At 45.7% G+C, this 17,776-nt stretch carries 13 protein-coding genes; 6 read left to right on the plus strand and 7 right to left on the minus strand.

Features of this window, described 5'->3' with window-relative positions; translation table 11 throughout:
- The first annotated feature begins 9 nt into the window (after nt 1-9).
- On the plus strand, nt 10-555 hold the full coding sequence (locus HQM11_05215; GenBank protein ID MBF0350407.1) for an AAA family ATPase: 546 nt from the start codon (nt 10-12) through the stop codon (nt 553-555).
- 278 nt (nt 556-833) lie between these two features.
- On the opposite strand, the gene HQM11_05220 is transcribed toward HQM11_05215, so the two are convergent.
- Nucleotides 834-1,133 (minus strand): hypothetical protein, encoded by a 300-nt coding sequence (locus HQM11_05220; GenBank protein MBF0350408.1) that lies wholly within the window; start codon nt 1,131-1,133, stop codon nt 834-836.
- A gap of 620 nt (nt 1,134-1,753) precedes the next feature.
- Nucleotides 1,754-4,192 carry a PAS domain S-box protein gene (locus HQM11_05225; GenBank protein ID MBF0350409.1) on the minus strand — a complete coding sequence of 813 codons (2,439 nt, stop codon included), beginning with the start codon at nt 4,190-4,192 and terminating at the stop codon, nt 1,754-1,756.
- A 382-nt stretch (nt 4,193-4,574) separates the two neighbouring features.
- On the opposite strand from HQM11_05225, the gene malQ reads away from it, so the two are divergent.
- Both malQ and HQM11_05235 read left to right on the plus strand, forming a co-directional pair.
- Entirely contained in the window at nt 4,575-6,068 is a 1,494-nt protein-coding gene (malQ, locus tag HQM11_05230; protein ID MBF0350410.1) for a 4-alpha-glucanotransferase, read from the plus strand.
- 173 nt (nt 6,069-6,241) lie between these two features.
- Entirely contained in the window at nt 6,242-6,679 is a 438-nt protein-coding gene (locus HQM11_05235; protein ID MBF0350411.1) for a CBS domain-containing protein, read from the plus strand.
- A 15-nt stretch (nt 6,680-6,694) separates the two neighbouring features.
- Here HQM11_05235 and HQM11_05240 read toward each other — a convergent pair whose 3' ends face one another.
- The 4 genes from HQM11_05240 to HQM11_05255 all read right to left on the minus strand — a co-directional run bounded on the left by HQM11_05240 (nt 6,695) and on the right by HQM11_05255 (nt 11,354).
- Complete coding sequence (locus tag HQM11_05240) at nt 6,695-7,993, minus strand: ATP-dependent 6-phosphofructokinase (GenBank protein MBF0350412.1); 1,299 nt, start codon at nt 7,991-7,993, stop codon at nt 6,695-6,697.
- Nucleotides 7,994-8,358: 365 nt separating this feature from the next.
- Nucleotides 8,359-9,027, minus strand: coding sequence for a lysophospholipid acyltransferase family protein (locus tag HQM11_05245; protein ID MBF0350413.1), 669 nt, complete (start codon nt 9,025-9,027; stop codon nt 8,359-8,361).
- Nucleotides 9,028-9,034: 7 nt separating this feature from the next.
- Entirely contained in the window at nt 9,035-10,108 is a 1,074-nt protein-coding gene (locus HQM11_05250; GenBank protein ID MBF0350414.1) for an Mrp/NBP35 family ATP-binding protein, read from the minus strand.
- A 76-nt stretch (nt 10,109-10,184) separates the two neighbouring features.
- Nucleotides 10,185-11,354 carry a hypothetical protein gene (locus HQM11_05255; GenBank protein MBF0350415.1) on the minus strand — a complete coding sequence of 390 codons (1,170 nt, stop codon included), beginning with the start codon at nt 11,352-11,354 and terminating at the stop codon, nt 10,185-10,187.
- Nucleotides 11,355-11,464: 110 nt separating this feature from the next.
- Here HQM11_05255 and HQM11_05260 point away from each other — a divergent pair, with 110 nt between their 5' ends.
- From HQM11_05260 to HQM11_05270, 3 genes are all read left to right on the plus strand, one after another.
- Complete coding sequence (locus HQM11_05260; GenBank protein ID MBF0350416.1) at nt 11,465-11,665, plus strand: hypothetical protein; 201 nt, start codon at nt 11,465-11,467, stop codon at nt 11,663-11,665.
- Between the two features lie 105 nt (nt 11,666-11,770).
- A complete protein-coding gene (locus tag HQM11_05265) occupies nt 11,771-12,058 on the plus strand; it encodes an HPF/RaiA family ribosome-associated protein (protein ID MBF0350417.1) in 288 nt (95 codons plus the stop codon).
- Nucleotides 12,059-12,180: 122 nt separating this feature from the next.
- The gene (locus HQM11_05270) at nt 12,181-16,578 is read left to right on the plus strand and encodes a hypothetical protein (protein MBF0350418.1); all 4,398 of its coding nucleotides are present in this window, start codon (nt 12,181-12,183) and stop codon (nt 16,576-16,578) included.
- Nucleotide 16,579: 1 nt separating this feature from the next.
- Here HQM11_05270 and thiI read toward each other — a convergent pair whose 3' ends face one another.
- On the minus strand, nt 16,580-17,776 hold the full coding sequence (thiI, locus tag HQM11_05275; GenBank protein MBF0350419.1) for a tRNA 4-thiouridine(8) synthase ThiI: 1,197 nt from the start codon (nt 17,774-17,776) through the stop codon (nt 16,580-16,582).

The following is a 17,776-nucleotide window of genomic DNA, read 5'->3' on the forward strand; positions in this document are numbered from 1 at the left end:
AGTACCCCCATGAAAATTACACTTTCAGGTGTTCCCGGTTCCGGAAAATCCACTGTCAGGGCCGCACTTGCCGCAAGATATCATCTAAGCATCCGTGGAACGGGAGATTTTGTGCGGACAATCTGTGTCCGATATGGTTATCAGGATATCACAAAATTCATTGTGGAATACGTGTCTCATCATCCGGAAGTCGATCTGGAAATTGATCAGGAACAAAAAAAATTCGGTGAGGAAAATGACGCGTTTGTGCTGGATGCGCATGTCGGTTTTTTATTCATACCCGACGCCATCAAAATTTTTCTGCAATGTGATCCCGAAGTGGCCGCACAGCGTATTCTTGACGCAAAACGAGCCACTGAAGACGCAAAAAGTATTCAGGATGCGGTTCAGGCTAACCAGAACCGAGCCCAGGCCATGCGCCAGAATTTTCAGAAGTTGTATAAGGTGGATATGTATGATGAGAAAAATTTTGATCTGGTGGTGGACACCTCATCGTTGACACCGGATCAGGTCGTTCAGCGGATTTGTGATTACATTGACGGTCGGGGGGAATGATAAAAAGGCCTAGTCGTTGTTTCGTCAGATTCAGACGGTGGCCAGTAAAAAATGCGGGAATCATCGAGGGTAAATACCCTTTCGAAGAGGGTTGCATTGTGTTACGTCCCGATGAAATTCCACGGTTTGTCACCTTCCCCGAGACGTAACCCGGGACTACTGTTCCCGGTATCGTCCTGCCCGGTTTGAGCCACTCACTGGCGAAACGATGACTAAAGCCTTTACGATTTATAGTGTGATAGCAGTTTTGGCAGTTCAGCATATTTTCAATGATTGCTTCACTTATCCAGTTTCTCTTCGATTTTCTTAATTCTATTTTCCAGATTATCAATACGATCTGCTGACACCAGCGATCTCACGCTTTTTGCTTTTTCGACCACGTCATTTTTTATTTGTTCAAATACGTTTTTTATCTCTTCAAGGTCAATTTGCTGAATTGTGCTGACAATCTCGGTTTTAATTTGTTCAAAGGCGACTTTCACATCATCAGGATTCATGTTTTTTACTTTCTCAACCGAGTCTGTTACCAGTTGCTGTAAAATGGTTTGCAGATCGTCCACTTTAATTTCTTTTCCCATTGTTTCTCCTTTGTATATGGTTTCATTGATGTTCTTGATAATCCCATGACAGGCACTTATTGGGGTCCATATCATTTTCATGATGGGTCTGTCTATCTATATTTTGAAAGATTCAATAATTGATTTTACAATATTCACGATCTCTCCCGTTGGTCGAAGTGACACCACTTCCAAATACCCGACCATAAATCCATCGGTTTGAATTTTGTCCCTTAGTAGCAACAAAAAAATAAGTTGAAAAAAAGTTTGCTCGTGCCCTACGTCCCGTTCGTAACCAGAAAGTTTTCCATGTTATTTTTTGAACGTTCCTTTGAGCCAGACCTGTGTGTCTGCCCGGGATCAGTGCGAACACAAAGGTTTACCCCGACAATTTGTGGCCGAAAACAGGAGCAATCGCCAGATGGCGAAGCTATTATAGTGTTCACCATATGACTTGATATTTTTCAAAAATTCATGTGACAAAATCATGTCTGATACCGTCTTAAATTTCCTCTAACAGAGCATCTTCTTCCCAAAATTTATCTTCAATAGACTGAATTTTCTTTACTACCCCATCACAAGGTTTAGGTGTCACCGCTTCGTTTGAAACCCGTCTCTACCGGTTATTTCTTTATGTTCCCTTACTGAACCTGTTGTGGGAGCGAAAAATAAAAAGTCGCCCCCTGTCCCACCTGGCTTTCGGCCCAAACCTGACCGCCATGTTTCAGTATAATGCGTTGAACCGTGGCGAGACCAATGCCTGTTCCCGGAAAGTCTTCATTGGTGTGTAACCGTTGAAAGGCGCCAAACAGTTTACCGGCATAAAGCATGTCAAATCCCGCCCCATTGTCTTTCACATAAAAAACGGACGCACCGGAATCCTGAGTGCCCTGAAAATTGTTGGATTGTCCACACTCAATCCGGGTTTGAGGCTGTTTGCCGGTGAACTTCCATGCATTATGAATCAAATTGGTGAGCATGATTCGCAGTAACTCGGGATCAGCCTGGATTTCCATGTCTGGAGCAATAAGGATTTGAGCATCACGTTCAGGCTCACTTTCTTTCAATTCCATGCTGATTTCCTGAATCATGCCTGTCACATTGACTTTTTGTTTATCCAGGGTTCGTTGTGTCAGACGTGACAACATGAGTAAACTCTCTATCAGGCGTCCCATCCGCTGACTGCTTTTTTGGATGCGTTGCAGATAATCCTGCCCTGTTTCATCCAACTGTTGCAGATAATCTTCCAGCAGGGCCTGACTGAAGCCATTGAGACTCCTGAGTGGCGCGCGCAAGTCATGCGAGACGGAATAACAGAAGGCTTCCAGTTCTTTATTGGCGGCTTCCAGCAGGATGGTACGCTCCACCACCCGACGTTCGAGTTCCGTGTTCAGTTGCCGGATTTCTTCTTCCATCTGCTTGCGTGCGGTGATATCAAAACTCAACACAACTACGGCCTCAGCAATGCCCTGTTCATTGATATCCGGAACATAATTGACTTCAACCCACCTTTCAGTTCCGGCAGTGACAAAACGGTTTACATAGGATGTCGCCTGGCCTGTACGGACAATATCGAGATATTTTAAGGAAAATTCGTAGTTGGCTTGTCCAATGATGTCCTTGATGTGGGAACCAACGATCTGCTCACGGGGGATCTTGAAGGCATCTTCAAATTTTTTATTCACAAACCGATATCGCAGATCGTCTAGCCCGACATAGCTCACAAAAGCTGGTAAATTATCGGTAATGAGCGCCATTTGACGTTCGCTTTTAACAAGTGCGGCTTCTGCGCGTTTTCGCTCTGTAATATTGCTGATGAACGCGATGATCAGATTTTGAGGCGCAAGATAAATGGTGCTTATCAGCACATCAAGAATGGTTCCATCGGCATGACGGTGCTGGCTTTCATAACGGTCCCACCCCTGAAGTTCAAGGAGCGTTACGCGTTCACGCAAAGTTGTCGCGGAAGCGCTGACGTCCAGATCAGAGATGCTCATGGTGAGCAGTGCTTCCCGTGAATAGCCTATCATGTCGCAATAGGTTTTGTTGACCTCAAGGATTTTTCCCTCCAGATCGACCGTCCAGAAACCATCTGGAGAGGTCTGTACAATGGCCTGATACCGATCATCACTCTTTTCAAGTCGTTCTTCGACACGTTTACGTTCCTCAATTTCCAGTTCAAGGGTTTTTGTGCGGGAAGCAACCAGCTTCCTGAGTGAGAACGAGAACAGGATCAGTCCAAACCCCATCAGCACTCCGATCAGGATGATTCCTCCCAGAACCGTCACCGTTGTCCGGAACCATCTTAGTTTGCCGGCGTCAGACTGGGCTAACCCCATCCAGTGTCGGTAGCGTTGATGATAATAGGATTCAGGATCAGCCTTGAGGCTGGAAAAATAGTGATCGAGCGTTTGACGAAGTTCCTGGTGCTGGTCTTTTTTTACAGCAAAACCAATTTTTACTGGAGAAAACAGGATTTGGGTACGCGTGATATTATAATGACTTTCCATGCGGAAACCTGAGACATTGGCATTGATTCCGGCCTCCACCTCATGGTTTTCAAGAGCGTCAAACACTTGTGAGTATTCATCTTTTTCCACAGGTTTCCACTGGATGCCAAATTGATCCAGCAGTTGTTTGAAGTGGGTGGTGTAGATACTGCTTTTGAGCACGCCAATGGTTTTATTTTCCAGATCAAAAATGGTTTTAATGGTTGAGTGCTCTGGCACATAAACCAAGCCCCAATCCAGAAAAAGAAACACCTTGATGAAATCGAATTTACGGGTTCTTTCCTCGGAATAGCCAATGCTTGCCAGCAGATCAATTTCACCATTCTCGAGACGTTGCAGACACTCACTCCAGGAGCCTGAAATGTATTCCAGTTTCCAATTTTCATTCGTGGCCACATGATTCAGCACATCCACAAACAACCCTTCGGCCTGCCCCCGCGGATCTATGAACACCAGCGGTTCAAAATTATAAACCCCCACACGGATGGTTGTTTGAGCATTGGCAACAGGAATCGCCAAACACCAACAGAGGCATAAGAATCCCAATATTTTCCAAACAATTTGCTTCATAGATTGTCTCCTCAACAAAACACTGGGGTTTCAGAAATGGTAAGCGTTCAGCTTTCAGTATTCAGCTTTCAGTATTTATGCGTTTCAGAAGCATAATGACTCAATAGCAGAAAATATCGTTTGGCTTCCTGGCCTTGAGAATTCTTGAAAACTGATAGCTGACGACTGAACGCTTACCAGAAATGAGTACCCGGTCCTAGGGGGTGATCCTGTTTTCGGCCACCAATTGTGCGAATCTGTGTGTTCGCACTGTGAACAAAACTGCTTGCATGATCCAGCCTTTTTGATATGGTCCGGCATGATTCGGACAATATGGCTTCAAACGTAGTGCTTAAGCCATCAGGAATGTTATTTTCAGGGGAATTTTAGTCAAAAGGAAACTATGACACAGCGCGCATCAGGGATATTGGTTCATCCAACGTCTTTTCCGGGAAAATTCGGAATTGGCGATCTGGGATCCGGAGCATACCGGTTTATGGATTTTCTGGCACGGGCAAAACAGTCCCTGTGGCAGATTCTTCCAATTGTTCCCACTTCCTATGGAGATTCACCCTATTCCGGATTGTCAGCCTTTGCTGGAAATCCCCTGCTGATCAGTGTCGAAATTCTGGAAAAAGAAGGCTATATCGCCGCAAAAAGTCTGGAAGATACAAGGGATTTTCCCGAAGATTATGTGGACTATCCCAGAGCCCGTGCCTGGAAGATGGAGTTGCTGGAAGAAGCTTTCGCTAATTTTTCAAAACATGCCAAACCACAGGAAAAACAGGATTTTGAATCATTTTGCAAACTACACCAGGAGTGGTTGGAGGACTTTGCCTGTTATGTACCCTTGAAAGCGGAGCATCATGATCAGCCCTGGAACGCCTGGACTACCGCGTTGTCTTTACGCGAACCGGCCGCACTGAATAAATGGAAAACAAAAAACGAAGCAAAAATTGAATTTCAAAAATTCTTGCAGTATCAATTTTTCAGACAATGGAAAAACCTGAAAACCTATGCCAATGAACGTGGAATCCGGATTATCGGCGATATCCCGATCTTTGTGGCTTATGACAGTGCCGATGTGTGGGCAAAATCGAATCTGTTCACTCTCGATTCCAAAGGGAATTCCACCGTCGTGGCCGGAGTTCCACCTGATTATTTCAGCAGTACCGGGCAACGTTGGGGGAACCCGCTGTATCGCTGGGATGTCATGGAAAAAAACGGCTATCAATGGTGGAAAGACCGCATCAAATGTTTGCTGGATCTGGTGGATATCATCCGGATTGATCATTTCCGTGGCTTTGAAGCCTTCTGGGAAATTCCGGCGACCGAGCCCACCGCCATGAATGGTAAATGGGTTAAAGGACCGGGGATCCGTTTGTTTGATGCTCTGAAAAACAGTATGGGAAAATTGCCCATCATCGCTGAAGATCTGGGCGTGATCACTCCGGAAGTCGAAGCACTGCGTGATGAAAGCGGATTTCCCGGAATGAAAATTCTTCATTTCGCGTTTTTCAATGGCAAAAATAATCCCTATCTTCCCTTCCAATATGACAAGAACACCGTCGTTTATACAGGAACCCATGACAACAACACGACCCGGGGATGGTTCAGGGAAATTGGTGATGAAGACCGACAACGCCTCAACCAGTATGCCGGTTATGAGATCAATGAATATAATGTGTGTGAAGCACTGATCCGCATGGCCAGCGCGTCCACCTCACTTACCGCTATCATTCCACTTCAGGATGTCATGAATCTGGGAGAACAAGCCCGCATGAATTACCCGGGCAAAGCAGAAGGCAACTGGAAATGGCGATACTGTGATGACATGCTGACCGATTCTCTGGCTGACTGGCTGGCACACATTACCGATATTTATCAAAGAGGCTGAACCCGGAGGCGATCCGCCGGTCGCCCCTACAACACCAAATATTCGGAAAAACCAATTGTAGGGGCGACCCGCCGGTCGCCCTATCACACACGGAAAAACCAATTGTAGGGGTGACCAGCCGGTCGCCCTATGACACGAAGAATTTAATAAAAACAGATGAGGAGTTTAGTCTTATGTTATATGTGAAAGACCTGATGAGCAGAAATGTTGTGACCATTGATCCGGAAGATTATTCTGGAAAGGCACTGGAACTGCTGAAGAAATATAAAATTCATCATCTGGTGGTGAAAAATACTGAGGGAAAAGTTGTGGGAATGCTTTCGGACAAGGACTTGAGAACTGTTATCAATGTGCTGGCGTCTTCCGGCGAAAGAAAAACAGATGCCGAGGGCACCGATTTGTCCAGTTTGAGGGTGTATAACGTGCGGGTGCGCACCATTATGAACCCCAATCCGGTGATGATTGAAGCCGCCGCATCGTTGCAGGATGCGGCAAAAATCATGATTGAGAATCAATTTCATTGCCTCCCGGCACATGAAGGTGGGGTACTCCGGGGAATTGTCACCCACCAGGATATTCTGAAAGCTGTTGCCGAGGGCCAATTGACATAACAGTCATCTTCCTGATCATTTCATCACAGACGGCTGTCCAGTCGAGAGGAGAACCTGACGCCAGAGTTCTCCTGCCGGTTCGATTTTTTTCCGGCCTTTGATCACTTCTTCAAGCGGCACATGCGTGAAGCGACCATTCCAGTAGCCAATCATCATGTCCGTTTTTCCCGACATTCCCGCATGCACCGCGTTTTCTGCCAGGTGATGGCAAAAAATGGAATCATGGGCGTTTGCCGGAACAGACCGGATCATGTAGCTCGGTTCAATATACTTGATGTTGATGGGCAAACGATCCTGAAAATATTTCTGGATTTTTGTTTTTAACAAGATCCCGATATCTCCATAACGAATGTTTCCTGAAGCATCTGTGGTATCCAGGTTAAAAAATTTCTGCCCAGCCCCTTCTGCCACGACAATCACCGAATGAGGATGTTTCCCTTCACTGACTTTCTGGAGCAAGGCCTTTTCCAGCGTTGCCAGCATTCCATGATCACCATCAAATTCAAAATCCACTTCCGGCACCAGAACAAAATTCACATCCGGTGATGCCAGCACTGTATTGGCCGCGATGAATCCTGAGTCCCGCCCCATCAATTTTACGATCACCACGCCATAGGGAATTCCCTGAGCTTCCACATGCGCCGCCTGGATCGCTTGGGCCGCAATGGAAAACGCTGTCTCAAACCCGAAAGTCTTCACACAATACAGAATGTCATTATCAATTGTTTTGGGAATACCGACCACACCGATTTTCAAGCCGCGTTTCTTGATTTCCTGGGCAATGGCATGAGCCCCTTTCAGTGTTCCATCGCCACCAATACAGAACAGGATGTTGACATTGTTGACCACGAGACAATCCACAATTTCACCGGTATCCTGTTTTCCACGGGATGAAGAAAGAGCACTGCCGCCCATATGATGATAATCCTTGACCACTTCCGGTGTCAGTTTGACAATGTCATGTTTGTACTTGGCAATGAACCCTTCATAACCATAACGGAAGCCGATGATGTGTTTGACGGAATAATGATACCACAACTGCATGACCAGCGTTCGGATCACATTGTTGATACCGGGACACAAGCCACCGCAGGTGACTACGCCCACCCGTGTTTTGGCAGGATCAAAATAGATTTTTTCACGTGGCCCCGCGGCCTCAAAGGATCTGGATTTACTTGGAACATGCTTGATCCCGACATCCTCCAGCACATAGGCATTGTCGTCCATATAGAACGAGGATTCCTGCATGTCAGAAAATGGCAGGGGCGATTGTAGTTTGCGGGGACCTAACGAATCAATTTTAAAATTGGACATACAGACTCTCCTTAATTACATTTTTCAAAACACGTCTATTTTGAGTGATGATAATGGCAACAACAGCGCCTACATTTTAGTCATTTTCAAATTCATATAAAAAAATCAACAACTAAAATAGGGTATTTGGAGGGTGATCCTATTTTCGTCCACAAATAGTAGAATCGAACCTGTTTATTGGGCCTGATCCCGGGCAGACACACGGGTCTGCCCCTACGGGACAAAACCTAACCCGGTATAGTCGGAACCGATTTTTGCCACAGAGACACAAAGACACAGAGAATTTTTTAAAACATACTCTGTGACACTGTGACTCTGTGGCTAAATTCTTTTGCCATTTTGCGCAGAATTTAACTTCTAAGAAACTAAGGCTTCACTGCGAGTTGTTGCCGAATCATTTGCCTGTGATCATTCATATGCTGTTCCAGTGCTTCGGCGTATTCAGGGATCTGTTCTGAGGTGAGTTTGGAAGGAACATAAAACGGTTGCCCATAGCCTGCGACAATCCGACTGAAGGGCTTGGGAAATTTATGACGGTCCCAACTGCGGGCTTCCCATTGACGGGAAGCTTCGGCATGCCAGGGGATGATCGGAAGACCTGTCATTTTGGCAATCATGAGGATTCCAGGCTGGACCTTGTAAATGGGACCACGGGGACCATCCGGTGTGACGGCCGCCGGTGTTCCCTGTTTCAAAGACCTGCTCATTTCCAACAGGGCCTTGGCACCACCCCGTGAAGAAGAACCCCGGATGGCGGTAAACCCAAAACGATTCACCACCGAATAAATCCCTTCTCCATCCTTGCTTTGACTGATCAGTGCGGCATACCCCTGAAACCGCAACAGCCAGGCACTGATAAAAATATTGTTGTGCCAGGTGGCTAGGATGTAGTTGCCATGGGATTCACGCATTTGTTGAGGAATGTCGCTCCTGATGATTTCAGCTCTGGCGAGCTTGCCCAGACCACGAACAAGCAGGACAATCAACTGAATGCTCAACCAGCGTTTCAAGGCTTTCCATTTTTCGGATTGCATAACAGAATTACAGCGCTTCCAGTGATTTGATCACATTCAACGCAATATTCTTAAAACTTTCCGTTGCGACATGACTGACATCCGTGGCCATGACCGGTTTGCCTTCATCCCCACCCTGACGGATCGCAAGATCAATCGGAATGCCGCCCAGGAAGGGAACATTCATTTTTTTACTGGTGGCCTCAGCTCCATGGGTGCTGAAAATCGGCGTTTCTTTTTGGCAATGCGGACACACAAACATGCTCATGTTTTCCACAATTCCCAAAATACTGATATCCACTTTGGTAAACATGTGGACTGCCTTGACAGCGTCCAGCAAAGCGACATCCTGCGGAGTGGAAACGATAACGGCACCTGAGACTTCACACAGTTGGGAAATGGTCAGTTGGGCATCACCTGTTCCCGGAGGAAGATCCAGAATCATGAAATCTCCGCCGGGCCATTCGGTATCCCGCAACAATTGTTCAATGGCCTGATGCACCATGGGCCCTCGCCAGATCATGGAGGCGTCTTCTTCCACCAGATTGCCGATAGACATGGTATGCAGACCATACGCTTCAATGGGTATAAGGCGATTGTTCTCAATCAGGGGTCGTTCGCCTCGGAGTCCCGTCATGATTGGCAGACTTGGACCATAGATATCCGCATCGAACAATGAAACCTTGTAGCCCATTTTGGAAAGGGCAATGGCAAGATTCACAGAAACCGTGGATTTTCCCACACCCCCCTTGCCACTGGCAACCGCGATCACGGCATCGTAATTCTGAAGATACGCGGTACGTTTGGGCTGTTGAACGGGACGACTGGTTTGGCTGGGTGGTCCCTGTTCCTCTGCCGGTGGTTCACTGAGAATCTCCACAGCGACACGGTTGATTTCGTCCAGTGCCTTGAGGCCTGATTCAATTTGACCGGGCAGGGTCTTTCGCAAGGAGGATGATTCAGGCAGAATCAGGGTTATTTTGGTGAAATCCTCATTCACCAGACAACTGTAAATCAGATCCGAAGCAAGCAGGGTTTTTCCGGCATCATCCAGTTTGATTGAGTTAAACACCTGCTCAAATTTTTGTTGTAAAGAATCCATAGAAACATTCCAATTAAAGGGTTCAGGGTTGACTAAAGCGGGTTACCTTCGGATGAACGTTCTGAAAAATCAAGCCTCAGTTTTCTTCCAGTAATTCAACCCTCATAAAATAAAAAGTGCTGTCGGAAAGGTTGGTTTTAGCAAAGGTTTTCCCTGATTCATCAAGCCATTTGATGGAATGCTCCGCAAGCTGTCCCATTCCCCAGTGGATCACCAACGGCATCCAGGCGTGCCATGCCAGGGATAGGGTGGATTTGATCTGGGTATCACGGAGTACCGCGCTGTTCCAGGGTTCCTCTTCAGACAAACGGTAGTAGGTGGTGGGTTTCCAGGACATGAGCATCAAAGAAAAATAATCTGAAACCGGAATGCCCATCGTGAAAAAATAAGGAATTCTGGTTTCAATCAGCACATCCCCCCATGTTCCCATGTAACCAGCAGACCAGGATTCACCTTCGGCTTCAACAAACCAGAAATTTTCGCCGAGATACAACTCATAGCGCAGCAGTCCTTCAAGTGTGGATTCACTGCCAAGCACCGACCTTTGGATCGCGCCCGCATACCAGACGCTGTCCGACGATTCCCAACCGAAGGTGATTCCATACTGCTGGTTATAATCCTCTTCTGAAATATCTTTCTGGTCTGTCGTGATGGAATGCCCCCCCAGCAAAGAGATGGAACCATGCTCAAAGGCAATGGGGAGTGTGGCATAAATCCCGCTGGCATAGAGTTTAACCGGTAGATCCGCTGACTCAACCTGGTGAGACTCCTGGTAAAGATTTTCCGCAAAAAGAGTTTCATTGGTAATGTCGAGGGTGGTTTGCCCCTGAAACAGGTAGATGTTCCATAATCTGAAAAATCCGTATTGATTACTGATTGAAATGGATGCTGGTTCCTCTGAAATTACAGCAGATGACTCTATGGTGTTATCCTCAATATTTTCCTGTTGCAACAAAACCCATGGATCCTTGTAAAACAGTGGAACTGGTGCCATATCCATGGAAACCTGAGCCTGAGTTGTCTGATTAAAACAGAACCACAGAAATCCAGCCAACACCAACCGGCTAATAAAACAGAAGGAGGCCCACCCGTGAATATCCCCCCGGATAATAGGTATCTGCTTTGAATGATGCACAATTCTCTGTTTCATGAAGTCAGGGTCCATGATGAATTTGGATATCAATGCCTGTTTAAGGTCTAGAATAACCACAGCATCAGTGAAATACAAGCCTGCGTTCAAATGCATGATGTTCCATTGATGAATCCGCTTGACCCAACTGATTCAGATGGTTAATATCCATACAGTAACAGTTGACTCGTGTTGGAGTCATCAGGATGTTCATTGGGGAGATTGGTATGGTTCGTATTATAATTTTGGCTGTGATTGGAATTGTCTCCTTTTTGGCAGTATTTATTCCGGGATATTTTCTGGTAGTGCCCCGACCGCCTGAAGTTTCTCAGCAGCAAGGGATGGTACCGGATATGGATGTGGTCAATCCCGAAATTCCTGAGGCTCCCGGTGCTGAGCCTGTCAGTGCTTCCGCGGGGAACAAATAAACTTTTTGTCACGAAGACCACGAACATCGGTTCTTCTAAACAGTCTTAAATCTTAGTGTCCGTCAATGGACAAATTAATTCACTTCTTTGTCAATGAGGCTTGATATGTCAATACATCTTACCTTTACACACATTAAACAATCTGAAGCTGTTGAAGAGCATATAACTGATATTATGGCGGAGTTACTGAAAATTACCGACAATAAATTTCCCTTTCATATCAATCTTACCAAAGAAAATGAAGAACACAGTGTCACTATCAACTGTAATTATAAAAACAAGCCACTGGTCAGTAAAGCCAATCATGAGAATCTGTATAAAGCAATTGCCAAAAGTGTGGATACCATGAAAACCCAGGTGATCAAAAAAACCGACAAACTTAAGCATGTCTAAATCATCAGATTCAGTTGACGGAATATTATTTCGTCAACTGTTTCCTCTTCAAATCAAGTAATCCTGTCCTTCCCTATGCGCTCATGTCTTTTGCTCCCTTGATCAGGATATTGAAGTGGTTAATGCTGTTTACAGGGTTGATCTTACTTTTTATCATGGGTGCAGGAACATGGATCTATCTCAACTCACATCGTATTCCATCCTGGATTCATCAATATACCGGACTGCAACTTGAAACTCGCTCTATAGAACTCACATCACCGGACAGGTTTCAGTTCACCCTGACCGCCAACCATATCAATCTTTTTGAAAATTCTCCTGAGGAACCTGTTCTGACGCTGGAAAACTTTAAACTCAGTATTGATGCAAGCCATCTGCTGAAACGCAAATTGATCATTCAGGAACTCCTGATTGCCAAACTTCAGGCAGAACTCTATATTTCAGCAGAAAACGATCTACGGTTGGGAACATTTGCTCTCAAAAAAAGCTCTTCGGAATCCTCTTCTTCAGGATTTTCATGGATCGAAATCCTGTTTAAAAAACTGAATATCCATGATTCGCATCTCACCATCCAATATCCGGAGTCCTATCAAATCCCACCCTTGAGAATCACAGGAATCGAAAGTCAGATTGACTGGGAAAACGCTCTCAAACAGGCGGCGTTTCAAACAGAAGTGTTTCTGGGCAACTACCACGGACAAGTTCAACTGAAAGTCGAGGGAACTGGTGAATCATGGGACGGAACCTGTAACATTATCGATGTTCCTCTTGATTTCCTCCAGATTCCTGCGGTTGATGGTGTATTTTCAGCAATCCCTGTCTCTGGAATTCTAAACGTAACAGGAAAAATCCATTCCCAAAATCTGGCTGAGTGGAATGCCCAAATCAACTGGGATGTGAAAGACTTGCGGCTAACAAATCCGGCTTTTCCAGATGAGGTCCTCAATCTATCGACCATCAGTGGTCAAGGCAGTGTTAACTCAAATCATGACAGCCTGGTAGCACGAATGGATATTCCCTCGGTGCAGTTGCCCTTTGGCCACATCCGTTTCAATGGCTCATGGATCAAAACCAATGAGATCGCTGGACGACTGAATGTGCAGGGAATCACGGATTCATGGAAAATTGAGGAAGTCAAACCCTGGCTGACCGTGTTTCTCCCGCAAGGTGCCGGACAATGGATCCAAACATCTCTGCACCGGGGAATGCTTGATCAACTTCAGCTTTCAATCGCTTATGATCAACAAAATGAAACTTCTCCACTGGATCTGAAACTGACCGGTCAATTTTCTGAAGTTAAAATGTCTCCCTTTGAAAACATTCCAGATATTGAGCAAGGCAAAGGAACCCTGCAACTTGATCTGAAAAAACTGCTGCTTTCATTTGATTCCGGCGTTTTACCCGGGATCCGGATTTCCGGGGGGAGCCTGCAACTGGAATATGGCATGCCTGACCGGGTACCGCTCCATATTGATGCGGTTGCGAGTGCTGATAGCAATCAGGCATGGCAAGCCTTTCGTCCTTTGTGGAGTCCCGGACTGCCCTTGCTGAATCATGTGGAACTCGCAGGTGGCGTTGAGGGGAAATTTAATCTGGATATTCCTGATCTTTCTCATGACTTGACTGTCGCTATGACCATTGCCTTGAGTCCCCAGGGGATAGAAGCGTCCTTGAAAGAAGCGGGCAATATTTATCAGATAAAACATCTCACCGGCTTAATGTCTGTCACGCTGGAGGCCCTCAAATTTGAAAATATCAGATTTGAGCATGAGCAACAGCAAGGCGAACTGAATGGGCAATTTGCTCTGGCAGCCGCACAGGATACCACCTTGACCCTGGCTCTCAGCAATCTTGGGCCATACCTGCCTGTTTATGCTGAACCTGACCATTTTATGGCACAATGGTTACCCAAAAATATGGATGCGACTCTAAAGATCAAAAAATCCTCTGAAAAATCCCAACCAACACCATGGTTGTTTGAAATTGAAACAGTGGATGATCAGAAACAGAGCCTTGAAATTGAATCAAAACTTGAGCAGGAACAGTTTTCCATCACCAACATGACCGGCAAACTGGGACAAATTTTCATGTCAGGCAATCTGGATTTTTCGAAGAGCAACAGCTCTCTGAAAACAAGAATTGGCCGGGAGAATCCTTTCCTGAACATGGATTGGCAATGGAATAATCATGCGGGAATCATTAAACTTGAAATCAACCGATTGGACATTGAGGAATGGAAAAAATGGGAACTTTCCCCCGCTTTAAAACAACTCCTGCCCCGGGAAAATAATACGGATGAAACTAAAGTTGAATCGGTGCCATCCAGGCGACCGGATCTGATGATCAATCAATGGACTGTTGACGCAAAACTCAAGGAACTGATTCTGCCCGATGGCACCATCATTCCTGTTGAGGTGTCAGGAAATCTGAAAATTGATGAGCAATATCATTTGAATCTGTCAAAACTGGCATCAGGGGATGAACATGGACATTTGAATTATAACGGAACCTTGAATGAAGGAAAACTGGTTTTATTCTGGAATAAACTCGATGTACCTTATTGGATGAAAACGTTTGCTCATTCCTCAAGTCCGCAACACACAACAACCGCTCCGCAAATACCACTACAGCAGAAAACCGGGGACTCCAATACCGAGCAACCTGAGCAGAATGACAACAATCTCCAGTTCTTCCGGAATTATGAGATGTCACTGGAAATTCCAGAATTGATTCTTCCGGGTAATGCTCCGGCCCCTCTGAAAGGAAATATTGCATTTCATCAGGGAAACAACACTCTGAAAATCGATTTTCCAGAGATCCAATATGGCCCGCAATCAGCAACAGGTTCTGTCACCTACCAGAACAAAAAAGTGGAAGTTTTTCTGGAAGACGCGAAAATTGAGGCTCTTCCTTGGGTCAATCTGGCACGGACAATGCCAAGGAGTGAATCAACTTCAGACAATACAATTCTGGAAGAAGAAGCACCCCTGGATTATATCAGGCTCAAAGCCATTGTGAGCTCCTTTCGAATCAGTCCCGATTTTGAATTCCCGGTACATTTTGAAGTCCAGATCGTACCAGGTCTGGGCCTGACCAGAGTTTTTGTGGATGAATGCAGAACGCCCTATTTTCTGGCAAAATCCTCAATCACCTTGTGGCCGAACGCACAGGATTTGATTTTGAATTTCAAAACACTGGAAGTTGCCGAACTGATGAAAGTTATCCAAAGAGAAGACTGGCCTCAATGGATGAATTCCACATTGGTCGGTCAACCGATAGAAACACCCCCATCCTCCGGGCAAGTGACTTTTAATTTTAAGTCTGAAGAAAGTTTTATTGACGCTCTTGATCCTGTGCCATTGTCCTTGAAAGGAAAATTTCAATGGGACGCCGTTGGAAACTGGAATGGCGACTTGTATGAAATCGCCTGGGCACGCCAGGCAGGCAACCTGACAATGAGCAACAATAACCGGCAGTTTAAAATCGGAGGAGATTTCGAATATCTGGATTTCGCGTTGTGGCGACAACTGGCAGACGCATGGTCTGAGGGCACCCCCCATGAAGAAAAAAAAGAAACACCACAACCATCCGTGGAAAATACTAATAAGGAAACTCCACCATGGTACGAATTGACCATTCCTGCCATCAATGCAGAGTTCAACATCAAAGCCCAGAGAATGAAATTTCTGGAATCTGTTTTCAGTAATTTTCAAATCAAGGGCCAGTTCACTCCTGATAAGCTCAAGATCTCACGACTTTTCTGGGAAAAACGCGCTGATCCGGCATTCAGTCTGATGGGCTATCTAAAGAGAAATCCTCAGGATAATTACTGGCGAGGCAACATTGTGACTGAAGTTTATGATCTGGGGGATTTGCTCACTCTGCTTCAAACAGATTCCAGCGAAGAACCGCTTGAGATCCGTCAGGGCAATACCCAGGTTCAAGCGGATATTGTGCTTTCGCCTTTAGCGGATCGACGTTGGACGTTCAATGCGGATCTTCGGGGAGAATCGTTTGAAGGAATCATTCCACGGGGAAATTCAATTGTTTTTATTGTTGCCGCCTTGTCAATCCAGAGTTATGTCAAGGCGGCTGAAGGCAAATTGAGTGGCCTTGAAGGCAAAGGTCTTGTCTACAACCATCTGTCCGCGGACATGCAGATTCGTGGAGGACAATTGCAGATCAGGGATTTCACGATCAATAGTCCTACGATAAAAATTGTTTCACTGGGGAAAATGGATCTGGCTCAGGATTCTCAATTGTTGCTGGTCTGCCTCCAGCCATTTGAGTCTGTGGATAAGGTTTTCAGCAACATTCCACTGGCCAGTTGGATTCTGACCAATAAACGAGGTGCCTTCATTGAATTTTGTTATGAGGTTTCAGGAAATACAGAAGACCCGACTATCATCGCGTTGCCACAATCTGTCTTACCGGGCCGTATCAGCGATTTTTTCATGTATGATGTGAACAAGGGAAAGGGGCAAACCGATACCCCGATTTTTAAATTGATCAAACCCTGAGTCAACTGACAGGCTTGATGCTGTCAGGGTAAAAATCATACATTTCAGCCCCGTCCAAAGCTTCCTTGACCAGTTTATCAGGATCGGCAATCATGGCTTCAGCCCTGTGGATTGAACGGAGCGAAGCGCGTGTCGCTGGTTTTTGCGGTTGAAATACGGTGCAGCAATCAGGAAAATCCAGAATACTGAGAGGATACGTTCCTATTTTACGGGCTACAGCAATAATTTCATGTTTATCCATGCCGATCAGAGGGCGCAAAACGGGATAAGCCGCATTTTCAGTCGTACAAACCAGATTGTCCAGCGTCTGGCTGGCGACCTGAGAGAGCGAATCACCAGTGATGATGGCCAAGCCTTTTTCCCGGAGTGCCAGATCATTGGCAATTCTGTTCATAAACCGTCGGTAAAGCAGGGTTCTGAGTGAGTCAGGGCAGTCATTTTTTATGGTTTTCTGAATTTCAGCAAAGGGTACCACATACAGTCGTGTATGCGGTTGGGTCGCGGCAAGATGCCGAACAAGATCAATTACTTTTTCCTTACTTTGTTCGCCTATGTAGGGAAAACTGTGAAAATGTAGAAACACCACCCGGCAACCACGTTTCATCAACATCCAGCTTGAGACAGGACTGTCAATACCGCCACTGATCAAGCCAATCACAACTTGCCTCGGATCCACGGGCATTCCACTGATCCCTTGTTTTTTACTCACAAAAATCACACTGTTTTCGGCCCAGATTTCAATGCCGACTTCCATTTCAAAGTGGTTGAGATCCACCTTGAGTTGCGGAAATTTCTGTACCAGACAACCCCCGATATCACGTTCAATAGCGGTGGAATATAAATGGAAATTTTTATTGGCACGTCTGGCAGAAACTCGAAATGTGATTGTTTTTCCCGGGTTGGCGTCAATCATGGCCTGCACAGAGGTTTCGCATTGCTGCTGGATGTCTGTCATTTCATGGGTTGAGAAATGAACCGGACTCACACTGGAAATTCCCGGAATTTTGCATAACTGATCCAAAAATGTTTCTTCATCATAATCAAACCAGACGACCAGACGTCCTCTTCTCAATTCGACCTTGTGGATCCCATAAGTCTTGAGATGAGTACGGATGTTGCGCTTGAGCAATTCTTCAAACGTACGACGATTCTTTCCCTTGACGCCTATTTCAGCGTAACGGATGATGGCACAATTCAT

The organism is SAR324 cluster bacterium (assembly GCA_015232315.1).
GTDB lineage: Bacteria > SAR324 > SAR324 > SAR324 > NAC60-12 > JADFZZ01.

Coding starts and splice junctions, on each gene's coding strand:
- malQ (MBF0350410.1), top strand. CDS start 4,575: ATGACACAGCGCGCATCAGGGATATTGGTTCATCCAACGTCTTTTCCG.
- HQM11_05250 (MBF0350414.1), bottom strand. CDS start 10,108: ATGGATTCTTTACAACAAAAATTTGAGCAGGTGTTTAACTCAATCAAA.
- HQM11_05270 (MBF0350418.1), top strand. CDS start 12,181: ATGCTGTTTACAGGGTTGATCTTACTTTTTATCATGGGTGCAGGAACA.
- thiI (MBF0350419.1), bottom strand. CDS start 17,776: ATGAATTGTGCCATCATCCGTTACGCTGAAATAGGCGTCAAGGGAAAG.
- HQM11_05225 (MBF0350409.1), bottom strand. CDS start 4,192: ATGAAGCAAATTGTTTGGAAAATATTGGGATTCTTATGCCTCTGTTGG.
- HQM11_05235 (MBF0350411.1), top strand. CDS start 6,242: ATGTTATATGTGAAAGACCTGATGAGCAGAAATGTTGTGACCATTGAT.
- HQM11_05260 (MBF0350416.1), top strand. CDS start 11,465: ATGGTTCGTATTATAATTTTGGCTGTGATTGGAATTGTCTCCTTTTTG.
- HQM11_05240 (MBF0350412.1), bottom strand. CDS start 7,993: ATGTCCAATTTTAAAATTGATTCGTTAGGTCCCCGCAAACTACAATCG.
- HQM11_05220 (MBF0350408.1), bottom strand. CDS start 1,133: ATGGGAAAAGAAATTAAAGTGGACGATCTGCAAACCATTTTACAGCAA.
- HQM11_05245 (MBF0350413.1), bottom strand. CDS start 9,027: ATGCAATCCGAAAAATGGAAAGCCTTGAAACGCTGGTTGAGCATTCAG.
- HQM11_05255 (MBF0350415.1), bottom strand. CDS start 11,354: ATGCATTTGAACGCAGGCTTGTATTTCACTGATGCTGTGGTTATTCTA.
- HQM11_05215 (MBF0350407.1), top strand. CDS start 10: ATGAAAATTACACTTTCAGGTGTTCCCGGTTCCGGAAAATCCACTGTC.
- HQM11_05265 (MBF0350417.1), top strand. CDS start 11,771: ATGTCAATACATCTTACCTTTACACACATTAAACAATCTGAAGCTGTT.